Below are 24,729 nucleotides of genomic sequence, written 5' to 3'. Positions count from 1 at the left end.
GACGCTTACATGAAAGCTGGGAATGCACTTTGCTCACAAGCGAAAAAAAGTGAGTGTGTCATTCCTTTTTTGATCGACCTCAAGCCTGTAGCTGTTCGTGGATCCACTCCACCAGCGCCCGCACCTTGGGCACTTCCGCCGCATGCTCGGCATACGCCAGGTAATGCGCCCCTGCACTGCGCATCGCGTGGTCCCACGGCACCACCAGGCTACCGTCGGCCAGCTCCTTCGCAGCCAGGTAGCGCGGCACCAGCGCCACCCCGCACCCGGCCTGCGCCGCGCTCAACGCCATATAGAACGTATCGAAGCGCGGCCCGTGGTAGGCGCTGACGCTTTGCAGGCCCTGCTCCAGGAACCATTCATGCCAGGCCTCCGGCCGCGAGGTGCTTTGCAGCAGCACCAGTTCGGCCAGCTCCTCGGCACCGGCCAGCCTGCGTCCGGCCAGCAGCTCTGGCGCACACACCGGCACCACCTCTTCACGGAACAACTCCACGCACGTGGCTCCCGGCCAGGTGCCCTGGCCATAGAAGAACACCACGTCAGCCGAGCCTTGCAGCAGGGCGAACGGCTCCATCTCGTTGCGAATGTCCAAGTGGATATTGCTGTGCCGTTTGCCAAAACCCTTCAGGTGCGGGATCAACCAGCGCACGCCAAAACTCGGTTGAGTGGCTACCTTCAATATCTCGGTCTGCTCGCCGTAGGTGAGTACGTAGCGGCTGGACATGTCCACCTGGGTGAGGATCTTGTTGACCTCGGCCAGGTACAGGCTGCCGGCCGGCGTCAGCTGCAAGCGCCGGCGGATGCGCAGGAACAGGTGGTGGCGCAGCATGTCCTCCAGCTGCGCCACCTGCTTGCTGACCGCGCTCTGGGTCAGGTGCAGTTCTTCGGCAGCACGGGTAAAACTCAGATGGCGGGCTGCAGCTTCAAAGCACTGCAGGGCGGTCATGGAGGGTACCAGGCGTTTTGACATAGCGGTCTCTGCGGCTCAAATCATTACCTGACGGAATGATATGCGGAATAAAGGTCGTTTGTTGTACCTATGTGATCGGATTAATACTGATCCACATCATTTTTCCACCCCATCACCGATGTAGGAGATGCACAAATGGTTGCTGGATTGCTCGAGCGCCTTGGCGTTGCCGCCGAGGCTTACACCCAGGGCGACTACCCTGTTCACACGCCGATCGACGGCAGCCAGATCGCCTCGGTGAAACTGCTCGGCAAGGCCGAGACCATCGCCCGTATCGATCAGGCCCAAAGCGCCTTCGAAGCCTGGCGCAGTGTGCCGGCTCCGCGCCGTGGCGAACTGGTGCGCCTGTTCGGCGAAGTGCTGCGTGAGCACAAGGCCGACCTCGGCGAGCTGGTTTCGATCGAAGCCGGCAAGATTACCCAGGAAGGCCTGGGCGAAGTGCAGGAAATGATCGACATCTGTGACTTCGCGGTTGGCCTGTCGCGCCAGCTGTACGGCCTGACCATCGCTTCCGAGCGCCCGGGCCACCACATGCGTGAAACCTGGCACCCGCTGGGCGTGGTCGGTGTGATCAGCGCCTTCAACTTCCCGGTTGCCGTGTGGGCCTGGAACACCGCCCTGGCCCTGGTGGCCGGCAACTCGGTGGTATGGAAACCGTCCGAGAAGACTCCGCTGACTGCCCTGGCCTGCCAGGCGCTGTTCGAAAAAGCCCTGAAAGCCTTCGGCGAAGCCCCGGCTGGCTTGGCACAACTGGTGATCGGCGGCCGTGAAGCTGGCGAAGCCATGGTTGATGACCCGCGCGTACCGCTGGTCAGCGCCACCGGCAGCACCCGCATGGGTCGCGAAGTCGGCCCACGCGTTGCTGCCCGCTTCGGCCGCAGCATCCTGGAACTGGGTGGCAACAACGCCATGATCCTGGCCCCGAGCGCCGACCTGGACCTGGCTGTGCGTGGCATCCTGTTCTCGGCTGTTGGCACTGCCGGCCAGCGTTGCACCACCCTGCGCCGCCTGATCGTGCACCGTTCGATCAAGGACGAAGTGGTTGCCCGCGTCAAAGCCGCCTACGGCAAAGTGCGCATCGGCGACCCACGTAAAGACAACCTGGTAGGCCCGCTGATCGACAAGCAGTCGTTCGACGCCATGCAAGGTGCACTGGCCAAGGCCCGCGACGAAGGTGGCCAGGTATTTGGTGGCGAGCGTCAGCTGGCCGACCAGTACCCGAACGCCTACTACGTTTCGCCAGCCATTGCTGAAATGCCGGCGCAAAGTGACGTGGTGCGCCACGAAACCTTCGCTCCGATCCTGTACGTGCTGGCCTATGACGACTTTGAAGAGGCGCTGCGCCTGAACAACGAAGTGCCACAAGGCCTGTCGTCCTGCATCTTCACCACCGACATCCGTGAAGCCGAGCGCTTCCAGAGCGCCTCGGGCAGCGACTGCGGCATCGCCAACGTCAACATCGGCACCAGCGGCGCCGAGATCGGCGGTGCATTTGGTGGCGAGAAGGAAACGGGCGGTGGCCGTGAGTCGGGCTCGGATGCCTGGAAAGGCTACATGCGTCGCCAGACCAACACCGTGAACTACTCGCGTGAGCTGCCGCTGGCGCAGGGTATCGTGTTCGACTGATGTATTGAGCTGCATGACCGGGGGCCTGGCCCCCGGTTCGCGGGTAGACCCGCTCCTACAGGGTTCGTCCAAGCGACACCGATCCTTGTAGGAGCGGGTTTACCCGCGAATGGGCCGCCCTGCGGCCCCAACAAGAACAAATTGCTGGAGCCGGCCATGTCCGAACTGCGTCAACAATGCTTGTGGGAACACGTCAGCAAACCGACCGTCGCCGCCCAGGCCCTGGCCGGTGAGCACAAGGCCGATGTCTGCGTGATCGGCGGCGGTATTACCGGCCTGTCGGCGGCCATCCACCTGCTCGAACAGGGCAAGTCGGTGATCGTGCTGGAGGCCTGGAAGATCGGCCACGGTGGCTCCGGGCGCAACGTCGGCCTGGTCAACGCCGGCACCTGGATCCGCCCCGACGACGTCGAGGCCACCCTTGGCCATAAGCAGGGCAGCCGCCTGAACAAGGTGCTTGGCGAAGCCCCGGCTGAAGTATTCGCCATGATCGAGCGCCTCGGCATCGATTGCCAGGCCCAGCACAAAGGCACGCTGCACATGGCGCACAACGCCACCGGCATCGCCGACCTCGAAGCGCGTCACGAACAATGGCGCCGCCGAGGTGCCGACGTCGAGCTGCTGACCGGCGCCCAGTGCCAGGAATACTGCGGTACCGACAAGATTTCCGCTGCGCTGCTTGATCGCCGTGCTGGCACCATCAACCCCATGGGCTACACCCAGGGTCTGGCGGCTGCCGTGGCGCGCCTGGGCGGCAAGATTTTCCAGCAGTCTTCGGTCGAAGGCCTGGAGCGTGAGGGGGATGGCTGGCAGGTGAAGACTGCGCGTGGCGCTGTGCGCGCCGAAAAGGTGGTCATTTCCACCGGCGCCTACACCGAAGGCGACTGGAGCAACCTGCAGAAGCAGTTCTTCCGTGGTTACTACTATCAGGTAGCCTCCAAACCGCTGCAGGGTATTGCAGCCGACAAGGTGCTGCCACATGGCCAAGGTTCGTGGGACACCCGCACCGTGCTCAGCAGCATCCGCCGCGACGACCAGGGCCGCCTGCTGCTCGGCAGCCTGGGCCGGGTCGACAACAAGCCAGCCTGGTTCGTGCGCAGCTGGGCCGACCGCATCCAGAGCCACTATTACCCCGAGCTGGGCAAAGTCGAGTGGGAAATGCACTGGACTGGCTGCATCGACTTCACCCCCGACCACCTGATGCGCCTGTTTGAGCCGGCGCCGGGGCTGGTGGCGGTAACCGGGTACAACGGGCGGGGTAACACAACCGGCACCGTGATCGGGCGTGCGTTTGCTGAGTTCCTGCTCAAGGGCGAGGCGGACAGCCTGCCCATTCCGTTCTCGCCGATGAGCGGTGTGAGCGCGCCTTCGCTGCGCACCGCGTTCTACGAGTCTGGCTTCTCGCTGTACCACGCGGGGCAGTGCCTGAGGGTTGTGTTGTAGCTGCTGGCCTCTTCGCGGGTAAACCCGCTCCTACGCGCGGAGCGGGGGGCACACATCGGTGGCTCGGCGCAGGCCATTGTGTAGGAGCGGGTTCACCCGTGAAAGGGCCGGGCCTGCTGGCCAACTTCCAAAGGCCGATCACCGTTGCCGCCGCTACCGTCTTCGCGGGTAAACCCGCTCCTACAGGCGACTGTGCAGGTTGTTCAAATTTTGAGCAAGACAGTTGCGCCTGTTTACCGCCTGAGAGGTCTGTGGTGAACATGTGAGCGGGGTTACCCGCGAAGAAGCCAGCACAGGCTCACGTGTGCGACCAATCATGGAAGCCGCCCATCTTGATTGAAGCCGGCTTCTGCAGCGACAACGACTCCCGGCTCTGTCGCCGAACCGCTGCAACTTGCTCACGCCGTCGGCAGCTCTTCACGCTGCTGCAAACAACTCTTCATCTGCTCCTTGTCGATCCGTTACAGCACGCAGTTGGTCAGCGTGTGGAATTCGGCCAGTCAACCCATTACGCTCTTCATCGTTCCTAAAACAGAACGCTAAAGCCAAAAACCGCTATCTACCGCTCCAAAGGTGATGGTTTTAATCTTCTCCCATCAACGCGAAACACCCAACTGACTGAACATGAAAACCTTAGGAGCAACGACCATGACCAACTTCAAATACAACCGCCTGAACAAAGACGACGCCGCTGTGCTGTTGGTCGATCACCAGGCTGGCCTGTTGTCGCTGGTGCGCGACATCGAGCCGGATGCGTTCAAGAACAACGTGCTGGCCCTGGCCGACCTGGCCAAGTTCTTCAAGCTGCCGACCATTCTTACCACCAGCTTCGAGCAAGGCCCCAACGGCCCACTGGTACCGGAGCTGAAAGCCCTGTTCCCGGACGCTCCGTACATTGCCCGCCCTGGCCAGATCAACGCCTGGGACAACGAAGACTTCGTCAAGGCCGTGAAAGCCACTGGCAAGAAGCAGCTGATCATTGCCGGTGTGGTGACTGAGGTCTGTGTAGCTTTCCCGGCCCTGTCGGCCCTGGAAGAAGAGTTCGACGTGTTCGTGGTCACTGATGCCTCCGGCACCTTCAACGCCATGACCCGCGACGCTGCCCACGACCGCATGAGCCAGGCGGGTGCCCAGCTGATGACTTGGTTCGGCGTGGCCTGTGAGCTGCACCGCGACTGGCGCAACGACATCGAAGGCCTGGCCGCGCTGTGCTCCAACCACATCCCGGACTACCGCAACCTGATGACCAGCTACAACGCTTTCAACGCCGGCAAGTAAGCCGACCCGCCCCGGGCGCCGTGAGTCGGTGCCCGCGTAGGGCAGCACACCCATCCAATCCTCCGCCCGTTCGCCGTTGCACAGTGAATGCGGGCAAGCTCATCCCAAGGAACGCCGATGAACACCGCACTCCATGACAACCGCGAAGTGGTGACCGTATGCCTGCAACACAAGGTGCTTGATAGCTCGCCGGGCACCCCGGCAGCGCAACCGCCGCGTTGGAAGCAGGCACTGCTGACCTACCTGGTGATCTGCCCGATGACCATGGTCATCCCGCAACTGCTGGCGCCGCTGTTTGCACGCTTCCCGCAGCTGGGCGGCGTCATCACCGGCAACCTGATCGTCAACCTGTTCGTCATCCTGCCCGTGGTGTTCTACATCATGCCTTGGGTAACCCGCCGCTGCGCCAACTGGCTGCGCGGCTGAGCCGACGCCTTCACCTGGAAACTTTCAAGGAGATACCGCTATGAGCACGTTCGTTACCCGCGATGGCACTTCGATCTACTTCAAGGACTGGGGCAGCGGCAAGCCTGTGCTGTTCAGCCACGGCTGGCCGCTGGACGCCGACATGTGGGATTCGCAGATGGAGTTCCTGGCCAGCCGCGGTTACCGCGCCATCGCCTTCGACCGCCGGGGTTTCGGGCGCTCGAGCCAGCCGTGGAACGGTTACGACTACGACACCTTCGCCGATGACATTGCCCAGCTGATCGAGCACCTCGACCTGCGCGACGTCACCCTGGTGGGCTTCTCGATGGGGGGCGGTGATGTCAGCCGCTACATCGCCCGCCACGGCAGCGAGCGGGTGGCCGGGCTGGTGTTGCTGGGCGCGGTGACGCCAGTGTTCGGCAAGCGTGAGGACAACCCTGACGGTGTCGACCTGTCGGTGTTCGAGGGCATCCAGGCCGGCCTGCGTGCCGACCGCGCGCAGTTCATCGCCGATTTCGCTACGCCGTTCTACGGCCTGAACCATGGGCAGCAGGTGTCCCAGGGTGTGCAGACGCAGACCCTGAACATTGCGCTGATGGCGTCAATCAAAGGCACCCTGGACTGTGTGACGGCATTCTCGGAGACCGATTTCCGTCCCGACATGGCCAAGGTCGATGTGCCGACGTTGGTGATCCATGGCGATGACGACCAGATCGTGCCGTTCGAGACCACTGGCAAGCAGGCGGCGGAGCTGATTCGCGGCGCCGAGCTGAAGGTGTATGCCGGGGCGCCGCACGGTTTTGCAGTGACCCATGCGCAGCAGCTGAATGAGGACTTGCTGGCGTTCCTTCAGCGGTAATTGTGGGAAACATTCGCGGGTAAACCCGCTCCTACAGACGTTGTAGGAGCGGGTTTACCCGCGAAGAGGCCGGCCCAGGCAGCAAAAAGCTTGACCAGGACTAACCTTCTTCAACCCACCGCACATCCATCCAAGCACAGGCCTTGCATCAACCGGCATGCTTCGCAGTCCCCCTGCCGGCCCTAGTCGGAGAAGCCTATGTCCCAGGATCGCAACGACAAGACCCGTCGCCAGTTCCTCGCCACCAGCACTGTGCTCGGTGCTGCCGGCGCGCTCTGGTCCGCATTGCCTTTTACCGGCCAAGCCGGTTTCGCTCACGCATCCACGCAAGGAGGTTCCATGACCGCCGACCTGATTCTGTTCAACGGCAAACTGCACACCGTTGACCGCGAAAAGCCCACCGCGACTGCTGTCGCCATCAAGGACGGCCGCTTCATCGCCGTGGGCAGCGACGCCGAGGCCATGGCCCACAAGGGTGCCGCCTCGCAGATCATCGACCTCAAGCAGCGCACGGTGATCCCCGGCCTCAATGACTCGCACCTGCACCTGATCCGGGGCGGTCTGAACTACAACCTCGAGCTGCGCTGGGAAGGGGTGCCGTCGGTGGCCGATGCCCTGCGTATGCTCAAGGACCAGGCGGCGCGCACGCCTACCCCGCAATGGGTGCGCGTGGTCGGCGGCTGGAATGAATTCCAGTTCGCCGAAAAGCGCATGCCCACCCTTGAGGAAATCAACCAGGCCGCCCCTGACACTCCGGTGTTCCTGCTGCACCTGTACGACCGCGCGCTGCTCAACCGCGCTGCGCTCAAGGCTGTCGGATACACCAAGGACACGCCGAACCCGCCGGGTGGCGAGATCCAGCGCGACAAGTTCGGCAACCCGACCGGCATGCTGATCGCCCGCCCGAACGCGATGATTCTCTACGCCACGCTGGCCAAGGGGCCTAAGCTGCCGCTGGAGTATCAGGTCAACTCCACTCGCCAGTTCATGCGTGAGCTCAACCGCCTGGGCCTGACCAGCGCCATCGACGCCGGTGGCGGCTACCAGAACTTCCCCGATGACTACTCGGTTATCCAGGAACTGGCCGACAATAACCAGCTGACCGTGCGCATCGCCTACAACCTGTTCACCCAGAAGCCCAAGGAAGAGCTGGACGACTTCAAGAAGTGGACGGCCAGCGTCAAGCTGCACAGTGGCACCGACTTCCTGCGCCACAACGGCGCCGGTGAGATGCTGGTGTTCTCCGCCGCCGACTTCGAGGACTTCCTCGAGCCGCGCCCGGACCTGCCGCAGACCATGGAAGAAGAGCTGGAGCCGGTGGTGCGCCACCTGGTCGAGCAGCGCTGGCCGTTCCGCCTGCACGCCACCTACAACGAATCGATCACGCGCATGCTCGACGTGTTCGAGAAGGTCAACCGCGACATCCCGTTCAATGGCCTGCCGTGGTTCTTCGATCACGCCGAAACCATCACCCCGCAGAACATCGAGCGCGTGCGTGCGCTGGGCGGTGGTATCGCCATCCAGGACCGCATGGCCTTCCAGGGTGAATACTTCGTCGACCGCTACGGCGCCAAGGCCGCCGAGCAAACCCCGCCGATCAAGCGCATGCTCGAAATGGGCGTGCCGGTGGGCGCGGGTACCGATGCCACTCGGGTGTCTAGCTACAACCCATGGACCTCACTGTACTGGCTGGTCAGCGGCAAGACGGTCGGTGGCATGGAGCTGTACCCGGAAGGCTTGAGCCGTGACACCGCGCTGCAACTGTTCACCCAGGGCAGCGCCTGGTTTTCCAGCGAGCAAGGCAAGAAAGGCCAGATCAAGGTGGGCCAGCTGGCTGACCTGGCAGCATTGTCGCTGGACTTCTTCAGTGTCGATGAAGAAGCGATCAAGGGCATCGAGTCGGTGCTGACCATCGTTGATGGCAAGGTGGTGTATGGTGCTGGCGAGTTCGACAAGCTAGGCCCGCCGCAGGTGCCGGTGCTGCCGGAGTGGTCGCCGGTGACCAAGGTACCTGGGCACTGGCGTGTCGGTACGCCATCGTTGGCAGCGGCTGTGCACCAGTGCAGCGGGCCTTGCGGTGTGCATGCACACAGCCATGAAAAGGCGCGGCATTCGAGCGTACCGGTAAATGACTTCCAAGGTTTCTGGGGAGCGTTAGGCTGTTCGTGCTTCGCGTTCTAAGCTGAGCTGATGTGAAGAACGGGGCCAATATCTGGCCCCTTTCTTGTGCCTCAAGGGCCGCCAAGGCCAGCATCAATGGTGAGCCTTATGCTCCCCGCCAGCCAACAAATGCCGAATTCGCACTTCAATCCCATCGGTCTGCAGCATCCTGACCCGCGCCTCGATCTTCAGCTCACCACGGGTCACCCGGTGGTGATGCCGCAGATGCTCCAGCCACGATTCCTCGAAGAAGAACTCCAGCCACAACGCCGGATCAGCACTGTCCCGCATCAACCCCCACGACAATGCGCCATTGCGCTTGCGCATCGCTTCCAGCTCCCGCGCCGCCTGCTGGAAGGCCTCGGCCTTGGTGGGGGCGATGTGGTACTCGACGGTGACCATCACCGGTCCGACTTCCTTGTCCATGTCATCGCTCAATACCGGCACCGGCCAATGCAGCGACGGCGTCAGCTCTTCTGCCTCGGTTTCCGGCAGCGCCACCTTGCAGGTCAGCAAGGTACCCAGCGCCAGGCCGCCTGCGGCCAGCAGCAGGCTGAAGGTGATCGTTGCATGGCTGGCCAGCGTGCCCCACAGCAGGCCGCCACAGGCCATGGCGCCGAAGAAGATCAGAATGTATACCGACAAAGCCCGCGCCCGTACCCAGGCGGGCACCGAAGTCTGTGCAGCCACCTGCAGGTTGGACAGCACCGCGATCCACGCCGCGCCGCTGAGCAGCATCGCTGGCAGCAGCACATAGAAGTTGCGCACCAGCGCCAGGGCCAGCAGGAACAGGGCATACAGCAGGCTGGCCAGAAACACCAGGCGGTCACGGCTGATGCGTTCACGCAGGCGCGGCAGCAAGGTGGCACCCGCCACTGCGCCAATACCGATGGCCGCCAGCAGCAGGCCGAAGTCCGCTGCGGTGCCGCGCATCTCGCCACGCACGATCAGCGGCAGCAGCGAAGTGCCGGCGCTGGCGCAGAAAAAGAACGCCAACGCGCGTAGCATCACGGCCTGCAAAGGCTTGGCGCTGCGGGCAAAGCGCAACCCGGTGCGCATGGCGCCAACGAAGCGTTCGGCCGGCAGCAGTGGTTCCTTCACCTCGCGCTTCCACAGGAACAGCACCAGGATCACCCCCGCGAACGAGATGGCATTCAGGGCGAAGGTCAGCCACGGGCCGACCATGCTCACCACCACCCCCGCCAGTGCCGGGCCGATGGCCCGTGACACGTTGATGCCAACACTGGAAAGCGCCACCGCGTTGGCCAGGTCCTCCTTGCCCACCAGTTCTGGTGTCAGTGCGCTCCACGCTGGCATCATCAGCGCTGTACCAATGCCCAGTGCCAGGGTCAGCACCAGCAGCAAGGTGACGTTCATCATCCCGAGCAACGTCAGGGCCGCCAGCACAACCGCTACACAAGACATCCACAGTTGCACCAGCAACAGGTAGCGGCGTTTGTCGACGATGTCCGCCGCTGCGCCCGCCGGCAGGGCCAGGAAGAACATCGGCAACGAGCCGGCTACCTGGATCAACGCCACGTGCAGCGGGCTGGCCGACAGCGTGGTCATCAGCCAGCCGGCGCCCACCTCGTGCATCCAGGTGCCGATGTTGGAGGCGATGGTGGCGATCCACAGCATGCGGAAGGTGGTGTTACGCAACGGGCTCCAGGCACCTGAAGGGGATGTACTCATGTCAGAAGCTGCCTTTGAGTGGGTATTCGATAATCAGGTAGATGCGGTCGATATCACCGCCCGCCTGGGCCTGGTTGGCGCGGTGGCTGACGTGGGAGAACGACAGGCTCAGGTCCTTGGCAGCCCCCGACTGCACCACGTATTTCAGGTCGATGTCGCGCTCCCAGTGCTTGCCGCCGTCACCGTACTGGTTCACATAGGCGCCGCCCGCAGGCGCATGGCTGCCGTCGATGCCGCGGCCGCTGACATAGCGGCCCATCAGGCTCAGGCCAGGTACGCCAAGGGTGGCGAAGTCCAGGTCGTAGCGCAGTTGCCACGAGTGCTCGCCCGGGCCGTTGAAGTCGGCGTACTTGATCGCGTTGGCCAGGTAGATGGAGTCGCCGCCGACGAAGTCGAACGGGGTGTCGCCCTCGACCTTCTGGTAGGCCAGGCTCAGCGCCTGGGCGCCGAAGCTGTACCTGGCCAGCAGGCTGTAGGCGAGGGTGTCGATCGCCCCTGCGCTGGCGTTACCGGTGTCGCGGGTTTTGTACAGGTTGCCGTCCAGGCGCCAGTTGCCCTCGGCCAGGTTCAGGTTGAGGTAGGCCTGGCGCCAGGTGTTTTCCAGCTGCCCGGCATACAGTGCGGCGCCGAACGGCCCGTTGGGTGCGAAGGTGGCACCGGCCAGGCTGATGGCCCGGTTGTGGGTGCTGGCGCCGTAGCCGCTGAAGTCGTCGTGGGTGGAACTGTTGTCCTGGTTGTTGAAGGCAGTGAAACGCCCGGCCTGCAGGCGCCAGTCGGGCAGGTCGGTGTTTTCCACCAGCCAGCCGGTGGCGTATTCCGGGTGCAGGCGTTTGTCACCGGTGTCGAACACCGGGGTTTCCACCATCATCTCGCCATAGCGCAGCCGGGTGTTGCCCAGGTGCAGTTTGAGCGCGGCACCGGCGCTGGAGTACTCGGACGCGGCGCGGCCATCGCTGTCGCGTGGCAGCAGGCCGGTGCCGCTATGGCCGCGGCCGCCGTCGAGCTTGAAACCAAGAAAGCCATGGGCATCGATGCCGACGCCGACAGTGCCCTCGGTGAAGCCGGAACGGACCTCGCCGATGAAGCCTTGGGCCCATTCCTGGCGGTAGTTCTGGCCGCTGCCGGAGGGCGAGCGGAAGTCACTGTGCAGGAAATAGTTGCGGCTGAGCAGCGACCAGCCGGGCGCTTCGGCGTGGCTCAGCGCCGGCCAGAGGGCGAGGGTGGCGAGCAGGGCGCGGCCTGGTCCGTGGGTGGCGCGGATCATGAGGGGCTCCGGGGGATGATCCGGGAGTGTGGAAGAAGAGTAGACCCAAGGTCTTGTAAGGGTGTGCTGGGTGGGGATTTGCATTGCCTGTACCGGCCCTTTCGCGGCTAAAGCCGCTCCTACAGGGCCACCACCGGCCCCGAGCCTTGTGCAATACCTGTGGGAGCGGGCATGCCCGCGAAGAGGCCGGCTCAGCCAGTCAGGCACTCAAGCCATGTCGCTGATGGCGAACTCCTCAGCCAGATGATCGATCAGCGCTCGCACCGAAGGCAGCAACCCACGTCGCGATGGGAAGATCGCATGCACGATACCGCAACGCGGGTGCCAGTCCGGAATCAGCTCAACCAGGCGTCCTGCCGCCAGGTCCTCACGCACCGCCACCCGCGGCAAGTGGGCGATCCCCACTCCGGCTACCACGAAGTGGCGCAAGGCAAACAGGTCATCAGTCACCATGCGTGGTGTATGCGGGATGACGATGCTGCGGCTGTTGTCCTCACCCTGGAACAGTTCCCACTGGTACTCGCGCTGGGCACTGCCCCAATGCACGCTGGGTAGTGTGCCCAGCAGCTGCGGGTCAAACCCGTTGGGCAGTTGTGCCAGATATTGAGGTTGGCCAACCAGGCACTGGGTGCTGTTACTCAGCACCTTCATCACCATGTCAGTGTTCTCCAGCGGCGGAAAGCGCACCCGCAGGGCGATGTCGAAGCCCTCATGCAGCAGGTCGACACGGCGGTTGGTACTTTCGATGAACAGCTCCACCTGCGGGTACTTGAGCATGTAGCGGGTCAGCATCGGCCCGACCCAGGAGTTGAGCAGGGTGGTCGGGCAGCTGATGCGCACCAGGCCGCGCGGTTCGCTGCGGTTGCGCTCGATGATTTCCGCCGCGCCCTCGGCCTCCACGCGCATGGCCAGGCAACGGTTGTAGTAGGCCTGGCCGATCTCGGTCAGCGAGCAGTGCCGGCTGGTGCGGTTCAGCAGCCGCACGCCCAGACGGTCTTCAAGGTCGGCGATTCGCCGGCTGAGCTTTGACTTGGGCATGTCCAGCGCCCGGCCGGCCGGGGCGAAGCCGCCATGTTCGACGACCTGGGTGAAGTAGTAGAGGGAGTTGAGGTCTTCCAATGATCGGTCTCCGGGTATTTGGTTGCCTTTGCCGGCCTCTTCGCGGCTAAAGCCGCTCCTACAGGACACCACAGGCCCGAGGCCTGCGCGGTCCCTGTAGGAGCGGCTTTAGCCGCGAAGAGGCCAGCACAGCCCTTACAAATCCATCGTTCCTAAATCAGAACGCTAAAGCCAGATTCTGCTAACTACCGCCGCAAAGGTGATGATTTTAATCTGTGCCCATCAACGCGAAACACCCCGGATTGCTGAAAAATTCATAACCTTAGGAGCACAGACCATGAGCAAATTCACCTACAACCGCCTGAACAAAGACGACGCTGCCGTACTGCTGGTCGACCACCAGGCTGGCCTGCTGTCCCTGGTGCGCGATATCGAGCCGGACAAGTTCAAGAACAACGTGCTGGCGCTGGCTGACCTGGCCAAGTTCTTCAACCTGCCGACCATCCTCACCACCAGCTTCGAGCAAGGCCCCAACGGCCCATTGGTGCCGGAACTGAAAGCCCTATTCCCGGATGCGCCGTACATTGCCCGCCCTGGCCAGATCAACGCCTGGGACAACGAGGATTTCGTCAAGGCGGTGAAGGCGACCGGCAAGAAGCAGCTGATCATTGCAGGTGTTGTGACCGAGGTTTGCGTGGCGTTCCCGGCGCTGTCGGCCTTGGAGGAAGACTTTGACGTGTTCGTGGTGACCGATGCTTCCGGCACCTTCAATGAAATGACCCGTGATGCCGCGCATGACCGCATGAGCCAGGCGGGTGCCCAACTGATGACCTGGTTCGGCGTGGCCTGCGAGCTGCACCGCGACTGGCGCAACGATGTCGAAGGGCTGGCTGCACTATGCTCCAACCACATTCCGGATTATCGCAACCTGATGACCAGCTATAACGCGCTGACTGCGGGTAAGTAATCAACCATCAGCAACGCGCACAAAGGCCGGCTCTCTCTATAGGGAGCCGGCCTTTTTTGTTTGCTGTACCGGCCTTTTCGCGGGCAAGCCCGCTCCCACAGGGATCGCGCAAGATTCAACGCCAGTCCAACCTGTGGGAGCGGGCGTGCCCGCGAAAGGGCCGGTACAGGCGACTCAGTTCATGGGCTGTGACTCAATCCCATCCAGCAACGCCTCAACCAAACCTTCTGCCATTTCGAGTGCGTTCAGGTTGCTCCAGAACAGGCTCTTGCCTGTGTCATCCAGATGTTCCAAGGCTTTGTAGCCACAGTCGTAGGCACCGCGCAGGTATTGGGCGACATGCACCAGGGCATCGTGGGCGGAAACGCCTGGGTTTACGGTGAACAATGGGCGATGGCCGGCATCGCAGCGGCTGAAAGAGCGTTGGGTGGTGTTGGGGAGGGGTGGATCGGGGACGATTCTTTTCATGGCAATTCCTTCTCCAGGATTGAACTGCAACCACCCGTTTCCACGCAGAAGGCGGCAGTTGTGCGCGGGGTGGAAAACCGGGGAGAAGGCAAGCCGGTAGGCCAAACGGCCTCACGCGCACAACTGCCATAACGGCAGCCCTTCATCACATCCGGGTTTCCACACCCGATCGCTGAACCGACAGCGACCCGGTTAGCCTAGAGAGCAGGCCTTCCCTGGACAATCAGACGGGCGTCGACACGGTGTGTAGGATAATTCCTTGGGATTGGCGTGAACGTAGGAAATGGTTCGCGGGGAAGTAGGACCCAGCTGATAATTAGGCGATTTGTGATGGTTTTTGTGAGTTCGCGTAATGGCGGCGAGGTGATCGTCAGGAAATTGCAGGATGGCTTCCAGGTGCCTGGCGATAGTTTTTTGGCGCCCATGAGATCGAGCGCCGCCCGCGCGGCGCATCGCGAGCAAGCTCGCTCCTACATTTGTTTCGGGCCAATTATTCCTGGGGCAGACGCGCGCGTCCCCTTGGCGCTCACCTCGATATCGTGGGGGACAAACAGGGCGGTCGCGCGCGCAGGCACAGGCGATACTGGCCCGAAACAGATGTAGGAGCGAGCTTGCTCGCGATGCGCCGCGCGGGCGGCGCTCGATCTCACAGGCACTACAACCCTCAAGGCATGCTCGCTCCTACATTTGTTTCGGGCCAATTATTCCTGGGGCAGACGCGCGCGTCCCCTTGGCGCTCACCTCGATATCGTGGGGGACAAACAGGGCGGTCGCGCGCGCAGGCACAGGCGATACTGGCCCGAAACAGATGTAGGAGCGAGCTTGCTCGCGATGCGCCGCGCGGGCGGCGCTCGATCTCACAGGCACTACAACCCTCAAGGCATGCTCGCTCCTACATTTGTTTCGGGCCAATTATTCCTGGGGCAGACGCGCACGTCCCCTTAGCGCTCACCTCGATCTCACAGGCACTACAACCCTCAAGGCATGCGCCAAAAGGCCTCAACCCGCATCCGATTCAAACAACCGTTCCAGCTCCACCCGCGCCTCCTTGCCCGTCTGCATCACCTTGGCCCGGTCATCACGTACCTGCCCCTGGGCCTCCAGCACCTCTTCGTCATGCTGGGTAAACCGTGCAATGCGGTCCGCCGCCTGTTCATCGCTCAGGCCCAACCCCACCAGTGCCCGGCGGGCCATTTCCAGGCTGGAGTGGTATGTCTCGCGAATCGGCTCGGCGCCCACATCCGCCAGTTTGTGCACGTGCTGGCGGTTACGCGCGCGGGCCAGCACTTTCAGGTGCGGGTACAGGCGTTTCACCCGTTCAGCGCTACGAATGGCGGCCTCCGGGTCATCGATGGTGATGATGAAGTACTCCGCCTCACCCACCTTGGCCGCATGCAGTACTTCGGGGCGCAGCGGGTTACCGTAGAACACCGGCACCTGTTCGAACATACGGGTCATCTCGATGGCATCCACCGAGGTTTCCAGGGCAACGAACGGTATCTTCTGTGCCCGCAGGATACGCGCGACGATCTGGCCCATGCGGCCCATGCCGGCGATTACCACCCGCGGCGTGCCGGCGTCGATGGCCTTGTAATGGTCGGGCACTTCACGCACTGGCTGCGCGCGTTTGAGGGCACGGGCGCAGCCAATCATGAGCAGTGGGGTGATGGCCATCGACAGGGTAATGGTCATCAGCAGCAGGTCGTAGGTCTGGGTATCGAACAGGCCCTGGTCCTTGCCCAGCTTGAACACCACAAAGGCAAACTCGCCGCCGGCGGCCAGCACCATGCCCAGTTGCAGCGCGCTGGCGCCGCTCAGGCCGCCGGCCAGGCGACCGGTGCCGACCAGCAGCACCAGCTTCACGGCCACCAGCAACAGGGTCAGGCCCAGCACCACCAGCGGCATCTCCAGCAGCAGGTGCAGGTTTGCACCCATCCCGACGCTGATGAAGAACAGCCCCAGCAGCAGGCCCTTGAAGGGTTCGATCTGTGATTCCAGCTCGTGGCGGTATTCCGAGTCTGCCAGCAGCAGGCCGGCGAGGAAGGCGCCCAGGGCCATGGAAATACCGGCTTGTTCCATGAGCCAGGCGGTGCCGATCACCACCAGCAGGGCGGTGGCAGTGGACACTTCCGGCAGGCCGGTGCGAGCCACGGTGCGGAACACCGGGCGCAACAGGTAGCGGCCGCCGATGATGACCACGGCGATGCTGGCGAATACCTTCAGCCCATTCTCCAGGCTGTCGCCACTGCTGGTGTCCGGGCCAGTGGCGGCCAGCAGTGGTACCAGGGCGATCAGCGGGATCGCGGCGATGTCCTGGAACAACAGGATGGCGAACGCCAGACGGCCGTGCGGGGCATTGAGTTGTTTGTTCTCGGCCAGGCTCTGCAGGCCAAGGGCGGTTGACGAAAGCGCCAGGCCCAGACCGAGCACGATGGCCGCGGGCAGCGTCTGGCTGAAGCCGAACAGGGCGATGGCGCCGATAACCGCGCCGGTCAGCAACACTTGGGCAGTGCCGACACCAAACACCGACTTGCGCATCAGCCACAAGCGTTTGGGCGACAGCTCCAGGCCGATGATGAACAGCAGCAAGACCACACCCAGTTCGGAAATGTGCGCCACCCTTTCTGTGTCGTGGACCAGGCCAAGTGCTTGCGGGCCGATGACCACACCGGCGAGCAGGTAGCCGAGCATGGCACCCAGTTGCAAGCGCTTGGCCAGGGGGACGGCGAGGACGGCGGCAAGCAGGAAGATCACCGCAGTTTGCAGAAGGCTGCCTTCGTGTGGCATTGGCTCTTACTCCATGAGCTGCCGGGGCAGCGTTCGAACAGTTTGACGGACAATTCTGAGGGGTAGGTTGGCGTCAGACAATCATCTAATGGGAAGAAAAATTGTCCTGATCAGGGTGACAATCGGTGCCAGCGCTTACCTGGGCTCAAGGCCTGTGCTATCTCTGTGGGAGCGGACGCGCCCGCGAAGAAGGCAGCGCTAATCCGACTGTCCACCGCCACCAAACTGTGCCCGATACTGCGCCGGCGTCATGCCAATTCGCTCAAAGAATACCTTGCGCATGTGTCGGTCACTGCCAAACCCGCACTGCGCCGCCACCACCTTCATCGGCAGGTCACCGCATTCGAGCAGCTTGCGCGCACGATCGATGCGCGCATTCTGCAGGTACTGCAGCGGCGTAATGCCCACCTCACGCAGAAACGTCCGGGCAAAGTTACGCCCGCTCATGGCCACCAGTTCGGCCATTTTCTGCACGGTGAACGCCTGCTCGATGTGGTCGACTATATAGGCCTGCACCCGGGCAATCGGCGAGTCGTCGCGTGGTACCGCAGCCAGCAACGGCCCGTAAGGTGTCTGCCCGCCCTGACGATGACGGGCAACCAGCAGCACCTTGGCCACTTCCAGGGCCAGCGCCTTGCCATGGTCCTCGGCAACCACCGCCAGTGCCAGGTCGATCCCTGCAGTGATACCGCCCGAGGTGATCAGGCAGCGGTCCATCACATAAATCTGCTCGGTCTCCACCTTGGCCTCGGGAAACGCTTCTGCCAGGCGCTCCACGTAATTCCAGTGGGTGGTGCAGCGATAGCCATTGAGTAACCCGGCCCGCCCCAGCAGGAACACCCCGGTGCAGATGGCACCGAAGCGTTTGGCCTGGCGCACGGCCTTGGGTAGCCAGCGCTCGATCCCTGGCAATGCGACGGCATAGGCTCCTGGGCCGCCGGGCACCAGCAACAGGTCGACGGCTTCCGGCAAGTCTTCCAGGCGCCGGTCTGCCAATACCTTCAGGCCGCATGAGCCGCGTACCACCGCTTGTCCCTCGGCCAAGGTCAGCAGCCGATATTGCCGTTCTGCTGGCAAGAATCGGTTGGCGATGGCGAATGCATCCATGGGGCCGGTGACATCCAGCAGTAGCACATCGTTGAACAGCACCATGGCCACGGTGCGGTGGGCGGGTTTTTCCTGCATACCTCTTTCGCCTTGAATGCCGGCCGCTGGTAGCGGCCAAAAGCTGAATACGAAACGCATCTTAAGGTATCGGCAAAACGCTCAGGGCCAGCAGCGCACAATTAACAATAATTCAGGTTTGGCTCAGGACTTCGTCATGTGCCGGGGGCGAGACTTTCTGCATTGAACAGGAGAGTCGCCATGTACCCTGGGACGCCCGAAGCGCCGCTGCAAACCCCCGGCGCACTCACGCCCGCGCGGCTGCGCCGGGCCAAGGAGCTGATGTTGCACAGCCCGTTGTCGATCATTGAGATCGCCGCGGTATGCAACCTTACCCGCAGCCATTTTTCTCGCGCTTTCAAAGTCAACACCGGCCTTTCGCCGCAAGCCTGGCGCCTGCTGGCGCGCATGGAAAAGGCCAAGCGCTTGCTCGCCACTGAGGCACCTATCACCCATGTGAGCCTGGAATGCGGCTTTTGTGACCAGGCCCATTTCACCCGCGCGTTCAGCCGCCTGGTCGGCCAGCCACCCAAGGCCTGGCGGCAGGCGCAGGTACTTTCTTAAGCCGAAGCTATCCACCGGTATAACCCCTGCGGACAGTGCCGGCCCGTTATCCCAACCCAAGGAGTCACCCCCATGAGCCAACCCGATTACAAGCGCCTGAACAAAGACGACGCCGTGGTGCTGCTGGTCGACCACCAGACTGGCCTGATCTCGCTGGTGCAGGATTTTTCGCCCAACGAATTCAAGAACAACGTGCTGGCTTTGGGCGACCTGGCCAAGTTCTTTGGCCTGCCGACCATCCTCACCACCAGCTTCGAGCAAGGCCCGAATGGCCCGTTGGTGCCCGAGCTGAAAGAAATGTTTCCAGATGCGCCGTACATTGCCCGTCCGGGCCAGATCAACGCCTGGGACAACGAAGATTTCGTCAAGGCAATCAAGGCCACGGGCCGCAAGCAACTGATCATCGCTGGTGTGGTGACCGATGTGTGCGTGGCTTTCCCGACTCTGTCGGCTCTGGCGGAAGGCTTTGAAGTGTTCGTGGTGACCGATGCCTCGGGCACCTTCAACGAAACCGTGCAGCAAGCGGCTTGGGTGCGCATGACCCAGGCGGGTGCGCAGATGATGAACTGGTTCTCGGTGGCCTGCGAACTGCACCGCGACTGGCGCAACGATATCGAAGGGCTGGGCAACCTGCTGTCGCAGCGTATTCCCAACTACCGCAACCTGATGAACAGCTACGCAGCGCTCGCCTCGCGATGATGTAAACCTGTATCGGCCTCTTCGCGGGTAAACCCGCCCCTACCATGGCTGCGCCGACTGTAGGAGCGGGTTTACCCGCGAAGAGGCCGGCACAGGTTATGAGTGACTCACAGGCAGAAAGAAGCGAATCCGGCATCCACCCAACTGCGACACCAGCGCCTGCAACTGCCCGCCATGGGCCTGAGCCACCGAACTGCAGATCGCCAAGCCCATCCCCATGCCACCGGTCTTGGTGGTATGAAACGCATCGAATACACGCTCCCGCTCGTCCGCTACGATCCCCGGTCCGTTGTCGTCCACGCAGATTTCCACCCCATCCTTGACCACCGCCGATCCAATCTTCAGCACCCCGTCACTGCGATACCCAGCCAATGCTTCCAGAGCATTGGTAATCAGGTTGAACACCAGCTGCTGCAACTGCACCGGGTCGGCTGTCACGCAGACCCCGGCCTGTAGCTGCGTCTGCACATTCACCTTGCCCTTGGCGGCATCGGCCGAGGTCAGGCGCACCACCTCGCGGATCAATTCGTCCAGCTTCACTGCCTTGAGTTGCATCGGCGACTGCTTGGCCAAGGACCGTAGCGCCCGCACGATGTTGCCGGCCCGTTCGCTGTCGTTGCGGATATCTTCCAGGCCGGCAATCGCTTCTTCCAGGTCGGGTTTGGCGCGTTTCAGCCAGCGCAGGCTGGCCGCGGCATTGGAGGCGATGCCCAGGAGCGGCTGGCTGATCTCGTGAGCGATGGACGCTGACAGCTCATTCATCGCCTGCAAGTGCGCACTGCGCGCCAGTTCCGCACGCGAGCGGCGCAACTCAGCCTCCATCTGTGCGCGGATCTGGTTCTCCTCGGCCAGGCGCGTGTAGAACTTGGCCGTTTGTAGCGACACCGCCGCCTGAGAGGCGAGGATCTCCAGCATGGCCAGGCGCTGACTGCCGAACAGGTTCGGCACAAGACGGTTTTCCAGGTACACCAGGCCGATCAGCACGCCCTGGATCACCAGCGGCAGGCACAGCACCGAGCGGGCGTTGCGTGCCTGCAGTTGTTGGCGGAAGGCCTCAGGGCACTCATCAAGGGCATCGTTGAGCACCAGCGGTTTGCGGGTGCGCATGGTGGCGTTGATGACTGACAGCGGTGCCTGGGTCATGAACTTCTGGCAGTTGTCCATGCTCACGTGCAGCCCGGCGTCGTCGATGTGGGCCAGGGCAGCCATCTGGAATTCGGCGCCGCTTACAATCAGCAACACGCCGCGATCGGCACCGGAGTGCTGGGTCAGATGGCCCATCAGGGTTTCGATCAGGCCTTCGAGCAGCACTTCCTCGGACAGTGCCCGCGCAGCTTCTATGCCGGCTTCGAGGTCCAGCTTGGCCTGGTGGGTGGCGCGATAGGTCTCCTGAATCGGTTGGGTGCGTAGAAACGGATGCAATGTCTCAAGCTGGTGCACCTTGCCGGTCGCGCCCCAGATATGGAAGCAGTCGCGGGCGATGCGCAGGTGCAGGTTGGCGCCGGAGATCAGGCCGTTGGGGATGCACACCTCGGCCAGCTGTTCATGGGCCAGTGCCTGCTCGTGGATGAAACCGGCAGCGGTGGCGGCAATTTGCGCCTGGTCGAAGCAGCGGATCGCGCCCAGGCCGTCGCCTTCGAGCTTGGCGATGACGCCTTCGATCAGCAACTGCTTGCTGCGGAAGGTGGCCGGGTTGAAGCCGGCCCAGCGGCTGAAGCGCTCGCGCAGGGCCTGTAGCTCGCGCAGCTTGTCGGCAAGGCTGCCGTGGGCTTCGGGGCTGCCCAAGGCCAGGCCGCGGAACAGATGATAGTCGGCCAGGTTGATGTGCGCCGGTGCCGCCCAGCTGTTGTCACCGACCAATGCCAGGTCGCGCATGGCCTTCGGGATATTGCCCATGTAAAATGCGCACATGGCGGCGAACAGGTGTTGGAAGAACCGCGTGGTGGGCGACCTGGAGGGGGCGGCCGGGGCCGGGCAGGGCAGGCCACTCAGGTTGGCGACGAACGCTTGCTGGGCCTGCAGGATCTGCTCGACATCGCGGTAGCCGTGGTGACGCACAGTGGCCAGGCCTTGCGCCACTTCCTCGACCACGTCCGGCAGGTAGCGGCCCATGAACAGCGAATCTGATACCAGATGGTTGCAGGCGTAGCAGCTCATCGCCAGGTCGCCGCTCAGGCGCGCCGAGTCGATGGCATCCAACGTGGTACGTCGGGCGAATTCCATGGGTGAGGTCCAGGCGCTGACCTGGTCCAGGGCCAGCAGCGCACTGGTCAAATCAGCTTCGAAACCGTGTCGCTCGATCAGCTTGAGCGCGGCCAGGCAACAGGCATGGCCATCATGGTAAGCGCCGAAACGTTCGGCAATCATCACCCCGTACCAGGCCATGCCGTAGGTGCTACCTGGGGCAACGCCGTGCAGCAGCGACATTTCCATCAGCTTGGCCAGGTGCAGGAAGCAGATGTCATCCTTCACGAAGAACGATGATGACAGGGTGGCCAGCAGGCTGATGGCAACCGTCACTTCCTCCGATTCGGTGCGCGGTAGCGACTCCAGGCAATGCCGACCTTTCTGTTCGACCAACGCCTGTACATGGGCGTGACTGGCCTCGACCTGTTGCCAGTCGACGCCCCGCACCGGGCTTATACCCAGTAAGTCCAGGCCGCTCAGGGCGCTGTCGATGGCTGCCTGATAGTCACCGCGCAAGGTATACAGCAGTGCCTGCAGCCGGCACGCTCGCGCCTGCTCCAACGCCGAGCGGGCACGCTGTCTGCATTCAGTGAGGCGTGCCTCGGCCGCGATCGTTCGTGACAGTTGCATGTCGCACTCCGTCGCCATGCAGGCGATGGCAAAGCCATGCGTGGCGCGGCTTTCAAGCGTGGCGCCGTGGTGCAGCAGCTGCTCGGCGGTGTGCAGGTAGCCTGCGGCCTGCTCGAAGGCGCCGGCGTCGCGTGCGCGTGATGCGGCCTCGCGTAAAAGCTGCAGGAACGCTTCGCAGTCATCCGCTGTAAACCCGCAGGGGGCGGCACGTTGCAGCTGGCTGGCGAGCTCGAACAGCCCCTCCTGCATGTAGTCTGGCCAAGCCTGGCGCATGGCCAGGGCGATGCGTGCATGCAGCGAGGCGCGCTCGTGCTCGGGCGTTAGTGCATAAGCGGCCTCCATCACCCGGTCATGAGTAAAGCCCAAGCCGTTCTGGCCCGGTTGCACGAAACCGGCGCCAATCAAGGTTTTCAACGGTTCGCCTGGCGGCTGGGCGAGCAGCTGGCGAAGCAGGCGCTCATCGCAGTGGCTGCCCGCCGCGCTGACGACCCGCACAAGGTCGCGTTGCGGTGCCGGCAGGCGCCCCAGGCGGTGGACCATCAGGTCGGCCACATTGTCGGAATAGCAGTGCCGGGCCACAGCCTGCAGGCACCACGACCAGCGCATGGCCTGGGTGTCGAAGATGAACAGCTGGTCCTCGACCATGGCCCTGAGGATCTGGTTGATGAAAAACGGGTTGCCCGCCGTTTTGTCGTGCACCAGTTCGGCTAGCTGAAATGCCTCCTCGGGGGCAACGTGGTAGCGCTCGCCAATCAGCTCGGCCACCGCTCCAACGGCCAGCGGCCGCAGGTTCAGCGTGGTGCTGCGCACCGTTGCAGGTATGGCCAGCGGTGCGCTGGTGGTGGGCGTATCGTTGCACCGGGTAAAAATCAGCAGCAGGTTGGCCGGCGCTTCAGCCAGCAGTTGGGCCAACAGTTGTCGGGTGGCGTCGTCGGCCCATTGCAGGTCGTCAAAGAACAGCACCAGCGGTTGGCCAGGCCGGGTGAAAACCTGCAGGAATTCAATGATCGCGTGCAGTTCCTTCTGCAGCGCAAGGCGCGTGGGCTTGGCGGGTAATTGGGGCAGTGGGCCGAGAATCAGTTGCAGGTCCGGGGCCAGCTTGCCGAGCAGGCGGCCATGACCTTTGATGCGGCGCAGGATTTCGCGGCGCAGGGTGTCGAGGTCCTGACTGTTCTTGGCCAGCAACTGGGTGGTCAGGGCGCCGAGTACTTCGATCCAGGGCGTGTAGGGCACAGCTTGGGCTTGGCTGTTGCACTTGCCGACGGCCCAGTAACCTTCAGCGTTGACCTTGAGCGCTGCTTCGACAAGGCTCGACTTGCCCATGCCAGCAGCGCCGTTGATGACCAGGGCTTGTGGTTTGCTGTGGCGATGCAAGGCCCTGAGCAGCAGGGTAATGGCCTTTTGCTCGGCGCCGCGGCCGTACAGGCGTGCGCGGCCAGGCGCTACCGGGTCGGCGCAACCTGGCGTGAAGGGTGCCAGGGTTTTGTGGGCGGCCCACTGCCGCTGGCAGTGAGCCAAGTCCACTGCAAGGGCGCGCGCGCTCTGGTAGCGGGCGTCCGGCTCTTTGGCCAAGGCCTTTGCCAGGATGAGGCTGAGGGGTGGCGGCACGTTGCTGTCCACTTCGCAGGCCGCACGCGGCTGCACACCCGCATGCAGCTGTCGCCAGTGCTGGGTGTCACGCCCGGCCAGTGGCAGCTCGCCCAGCAATAACTGGTAGAGGATCGCGCCCAGGGCATAGATGTCACTGCGTCGGTCGCTGCTGCTACCGTGCGGGCAAACCTGTTCCGGTGCCAGGTAGGCCCAATTGCCGAGCGGGGTGCCCTGTTCGCTGATCCGCTCTGCCGGGTCGGCGCGAAAGAAGCCCAGTCGCACCCGCTGGTGGGCGCCCAGGCACACATGCCCGGGCTGCAGTGTACCGTGCAGCACATTGGCTTCGTGCGCTTGCGCCAACGCGAGGGAGGCGTTCACCGCGATGTCGAGAAACGGCTCCAGCGCCGCAGGGCCTTCCGCGATCAGGTCGGCGACTGAGCGCACGGCCGGGTACACCAGCAATGGGCCTTCAGCCGAGCGCACGAACGCAGAGGGGATCACAGCCCATTGCGGGTCCAGTTGCAGGCGGTAGTCACGTTCCAGGCGCTGACAGGCGGTAGGGGCCTCGAGCGGGGCGCGCACGGCAATCCAAGCCTGATTTGTGGCTGGGTCGCGCAGGCGGAAATAGCTGAGTTCACCTTCCTGGCCCAGCGCGCTGATCTCGCACTGGTTCAGCCAGCCTTCGTCGATTGACTGATCGTAATCGATGGGCCTGTGGGCAAGGCGTTCATCGAGCATAAAGCACCCCCGCTAGCGACATCCTGAGGCGCGAGTATACGCAGCGGGCCCAGCATGAATGCGGGATACAGCCTGCTTGGCAGGAACGGGCACGCTGTTGTCCGTTATCGTCCCCTGAGGGCCGGCGGGCTTTTGTATAGTCCTCAGGCCAACCTATC

Annotated in this window: 17 protein-coding genes and 1 pseudogene; 9 read left to right on the top strand and 9 right to left on the bottom strand. The window is 63.2% G+C overall.

From position 1 onward, the window contains the following. Positions 1-79 precede the first annotated feature (79 nt). A complete protein-coding gene (locus QCL51_RS24485) occupies positions 80-970 on the bottom strand; it encodes a LysR family transcriptional regulator (RefSeq protein ID WP_021785223.1) in 891 nt (296 codons plus the stop codon). 135 nt (positions 971-1,105) lie between these two features. Here QCL51_RS24485 and QCL51_RS24480 point away from each other — a divergent pair, with 135 nt between their 5' ends. Together QCL51_RS24480 and QCL51_RS24475 are read left to right on the top strand one after the other, a co-directional pair. Then, positions 1,106-2,596: an aldehyde dehydrogenase family protein gene (locus QCL51_RS24480; protein ID WP_101196331.1), complete on the top strand. Its 1,491-nt coding sequence runs from the start codon at positions 1,106-1,108 to the stop codon at positions 2,594-2,596. A gap of 156 nt (positions 2,597-2,752) precedes the next feature. Beyond that, positions 2,753-4,039, top strand: a complete 1,287-nt coding sequence (locus tag QCL51_RS24475; protein WP_101196333.1) for an FAD-binding oxidoreductase — start codon at positions 2,753-2,755, stop codon at positions 4,037-4,039. A 298-nt stretch (positions 4,040-4,337) separates the two neighbouring features. Here QCL51_RS24475 and QCL51_RS24470 read toward each other — a convergent pair. Then, positions 4,338-4,539, bottom strand: a pseudogene (locus QCL51_RS24470) (mechanosensitive ion channel protein MscS); the annotation flags it as partial. A gap of 148 nt (positions 4,540-4,687) precedes the next feature. Here QCL51_RS24470 and ycaC (QCL51_RS24465) point away from each other — a divergent pair. The 4 genes from ycaC (QCL51_RS24465) (at position 4,688) to QCL51_RS24450 (ending at position 8,783) form a co-directional block, all read left to right on the top strand. Next, entirely contained in the window at positions 4,688-5,317 is a 630-nt protein-coding gene (ycaC, locus tag QCL51_RS24465) for an isochorismate family cysteine hydrolase YcaC (RefSeq protein ID WP_323600861.1), read from the top strand. 117 nt (positions 5,318-5,434) lie between these two features. Then, positions 5,435-5,743 carry a hypothetical protein gene (locus QCL51_RS24460; protein ID WP_003253554.1) on the top strand — a complete coding sequence of 103 codons (309 nt, stop codon included), beginning with the start codon at positions 5,435-5,437 and terminating at the stop codon, positions 5,741-5,743. A 40-nt stretch (positions 5,744-5,783) separates the two neighbouring features. Beyond that, positions 5,784-6,602 carry an alpha/beta hydrolase gene (locus QCL51_RS24455; RefSeq protein WP_003253555.1) on the top strand — a complete coding sequence of 273 codons (819 nt, stop codon included), beginning with the start codon at positions 5,784-5,786 and terminating at the stop codon, positions 6,600-6,602. 198 nt (positions 6,603-6,800) lie between these two features. Continuing rightward, positions 6,801-8,783, top strand: coding sequence for an amidohydrolase (locus tag QCL51_RS24450; protein ID WP_021785219.1), 1,983 nt, complete (start codon positions 6,801-6,803; stop codon positions 8,781-8,783). 72 nt (positions 8,784-8,855) lie between these two features. On the opposite strand, the gene QCL51_RS24445 is transcribed toward QCL51_RS24450, so the two are convergent. The 3 genes from QCL51_RS24445 to QCL51_RS24435 all read right to left on the bottom strand — a co-directional run bounded on the left by QCL51_RS24445 (position 8,856) and on the right by QCL51_RS24435 (position 12,837). Continuing rightward, on the bottom strand, positions 8,856-10,454 hold the full coding sequence (locus QCL51_RS24445) for an MFS transporter (protein ID WP_031322763.1): 1,599 nt from the start codon (positions 10,452-10,454) through the stop codon (positions 8,856-8,858). A gap of 1 nt (position 10,455) precedes the next feature. After that, positions 10,456-11,718, bottom strand: a complete 1,263-nt coding sequence (locus tag QCL51_RS24440) for an OprD family porin (protein WP_103469575.1) — start codon at positions 11,716-11,718, stop codon at positions 10,456-10,458. 207 nt (positions 11,719-11,925) lie between these two features. After that, entirely contained in the window at positions 11,926-12,837 is a 912-nt protein-coding gene (locus tag QCL51_RS24435; RefSeq protein ID WP_021785216.1) for a LysR substrate-binding domain-containing protein, read from the bottom strand. Between the two features lie 277 nt (positions 12,838-13,114). Here QCL51_RS24435 and ycaC (QCL51_RS24430) point away from each other — a divergent pair, with 277 nt between their 5' ends. Then, positions 13,115-13,744, top strand: a complete 630-nt coding sequence (gene ycaC / locus QCL51_RS24430) for an isochorismate family cysteine hydrolase YcaC (RefSeq protein WP_021785215.1) — start codon at positions 13,115-13,117, stop codon at positions 13,742-13,744. 174 nt (positions 13,745-13,918) lie between these two features. On the opposite strand, the gene QCL51_RS24425 is transcribed toward ycaC (QCL51_RS24430), so the two are convergent. The 3 genes from QCL51_RS24425 to QCL51_RS24415 all read right to left on the bottom strand — a co-directional run bounded on the left by QCL51_RS24425 (position 13,919) and on the right by QCL51_RS24415 (position 18,184). Beyond that, positions 13,919-14,212, bottom strand: a complete 294-nt coding sequence (locus tag QCL51_RS24425) for a DUF3077 domain-containing protein (RefSeq protein WP_021785214.1) — start codon at positions 14,210-14,212, stop codon at positions 13,919-13,921. Positions 14,213-15,211: 999 nt separating this feature from the next. Then, positions 15,212-16,999, bottom strand: coding sequence for a monovalent cation:proton antiporter-2 (CPA2) family protein (locus QCL51_RS24420; protein WP_021784864.1), 1,788 nt, complete (start codon positions 16,997-16,999; stop codon positions 15,212-15,214). 198 nt (positions 17,000-17,197) lie between these two features. Next, the gene (locus QCL51_RS24415) at positions 17,198-18,184 is read right to left on the bottom strand and encodes a GlxA family transcriptional regulator (RefSeq protein WP_338444423.1); all 987 of its coding nucleotides are present in this window, start codon (positions 18,182-18,184) and stop codon (positions 17,198-17,200) included. A gap of 180 nt (positions 18,185-18,364) precedes the next feature. Here QCL51_RS24415 and QCL51_RS24410 point away from each other — a divergent pair, with 180 nt between their 5' ends. Beyond that, positions 18,365-18,727, top strand: a complete 363-nt coding sequence (locus QCL51_RS24410) for an AraC family transcriptional regulator (RefSeq protein WP_012054076.1) — start codon at positions 18,365-18,367, stop codon at positions 18,725-18,727. A gap of 72 nt (positions 18,728-18,799) precedes the next feature. Further along, the gene (gene ycaC / locus QCL51_RS24405) at positions 18,800-19,426 is read left to right on the top strand and encodes an isochorismate family cysteine hydrolase YcaC (RefSeq protein ID WP_003253573.1); all 627 of its coding nucleotides are present in this window, start codon (positions 18,800-18,802) and stop codon (positions 19,424-19,426) included. Positions 19,427-19,522: 96 nt separating this feature from the next. Here ycaC (QCL51_RS24405) and QCL51_RS24400 read toward each other — a convergent pair whose 3' ends face one another. Further along, the gene (locus tag QCL51_RS24400; RefSeq protein WP_338444421.1) at positions 19,523-24,571 is read right to left on the bottom strand and encodes an AAA family ATPase; all 5,049 of its coding nucleotides are present in this window, start codon (positions 24,569-24,571) and stop codon (positions 19,523-19,525) included. Positions 24,572-24,729: the final 158 nt, after the last annotated feature.

Origin of the sequence: Pseudomonas sp. LTR0 (assembly GCF_036630035.1) — a bacterium.
Taxonomy (GTDB): domain Bacteria; phylum Pseudomonadota; class Gammaproteobacteria; order Pseudomonadales; family Pseudomonadaceae; genus Aquipseudomonas; species Aquipseudomonas putida_Y.
The sequence above is the reverse complement of the archived record's forward strand: the minus strand, read 5'-3'. Positions and strand labels throughout refer to the sequence as shown.

Coding starts and splice junctions, on each gene's coding strand:
- QCL51_RS24485 (WP_021785223.1), bottom strand. CDS start 970: ATGTCAAAACGCCTGGTACCCTCCATGACCGCCCTGCAGTGCTTTGAA.
- QCL51_RS24480 (WP_101196331.1), top strand. CDS start 1,106: ATGGTTGCTGGATTGCTCGAGCGCCTTGGCGTTGCCGCCGAGGCTTAC.
- QCL51_RS24475 (WP_101196333.1), top strand. CDS start 2,753: ATGTCCGAACTGCGTCAACAATGCTTGTGGGAACACGTCAGCAAACCG.
- ycaC (WP_323600861.1), top strand. CDS start 4,688: ATGACCAACTTCAAATACAACCGCCTGAACAAAGACGACGCCGCTGTG.
- QCL51_RS24460 (WP_003253554.1), top strand. CDS start 5,435: ATGAACACCGCACTCCATGACAACCGCGAAGTGGTGACCGTATGCCTG.
- QCL51_RS24455 (WP_003253555.1), top strand. CDS start 5,784: ATGAGCACGTTCGTTACCCGCGATGGCACTTCGATCTACTTCAAGGAC.
- QCL51_RS24450 (WP_021785219.1), top strand. CDS start 6,801: ATGTCCCAGGATCGCAACGACAAGACCCGTCGCCAGTTCCTCGCCACC.
- QCL51_RS24445 (WP_031322763.1), bottom strand. CDS start 10,454: ATGAGTACATCCCCTTCAGGTGCCTGGAGCCCGTTGCGTAACACCACC.
- QCL51_RS24440 (WP_103469575.1), bottom strand. CDS start 11,718: ATGATCCGCGCCACCCACGGACCAGGCCGCGCCCTGCTCGCCACCCTC.
- ycaC (WP_021785215.1), top strand. CDS start 13,115: ATGAGCAAATTCACCTACAACCGCCTGAACAAAGACGACGCTGCCGTA.
- QCL51_RS24425 (WP_021785214.1), bottom strand. CDS start 14,212: ATGAAAAGAATCGTCCCCGATCCACCCCTCCCCAACACCACCCAACGC.
- QCL51_RS24420 (WP_021784864.1), bottom strand. CDS start 16,999: ATGCCACACGAAGGCAGCCTTCTGCAAACTGCGGTGATCTTCCTGCTT.
- QCL51_RS24415 (WP_338444423.1), bottom strand. CDS start 18,184: ATGCAGGAAAAACCCGCCCACCGCACCGTGGCCATGGTGCTGTTCAAC.
- QCL51_RS24410 (WP_012054076.1), top strand. CDS start 18,365: ATGTACCCTGGGACGCCCGAAGCGCCGCTGCAAACCCCCGGCGCACTC.
- ycaC (WP_003253573.1), top strand. CDS start 18,800: ATGAGCCAACCCGATTACAAGCGCCTGAACAAAGACGACGCCGTGGTG.
- QCL51_RS24400 (WP_338444421.1), bottom strand. CDS start 24,571: ATGCTCGATGAACGCCTTGCCCACAGGCCCATCGATTACGATCAGTCA.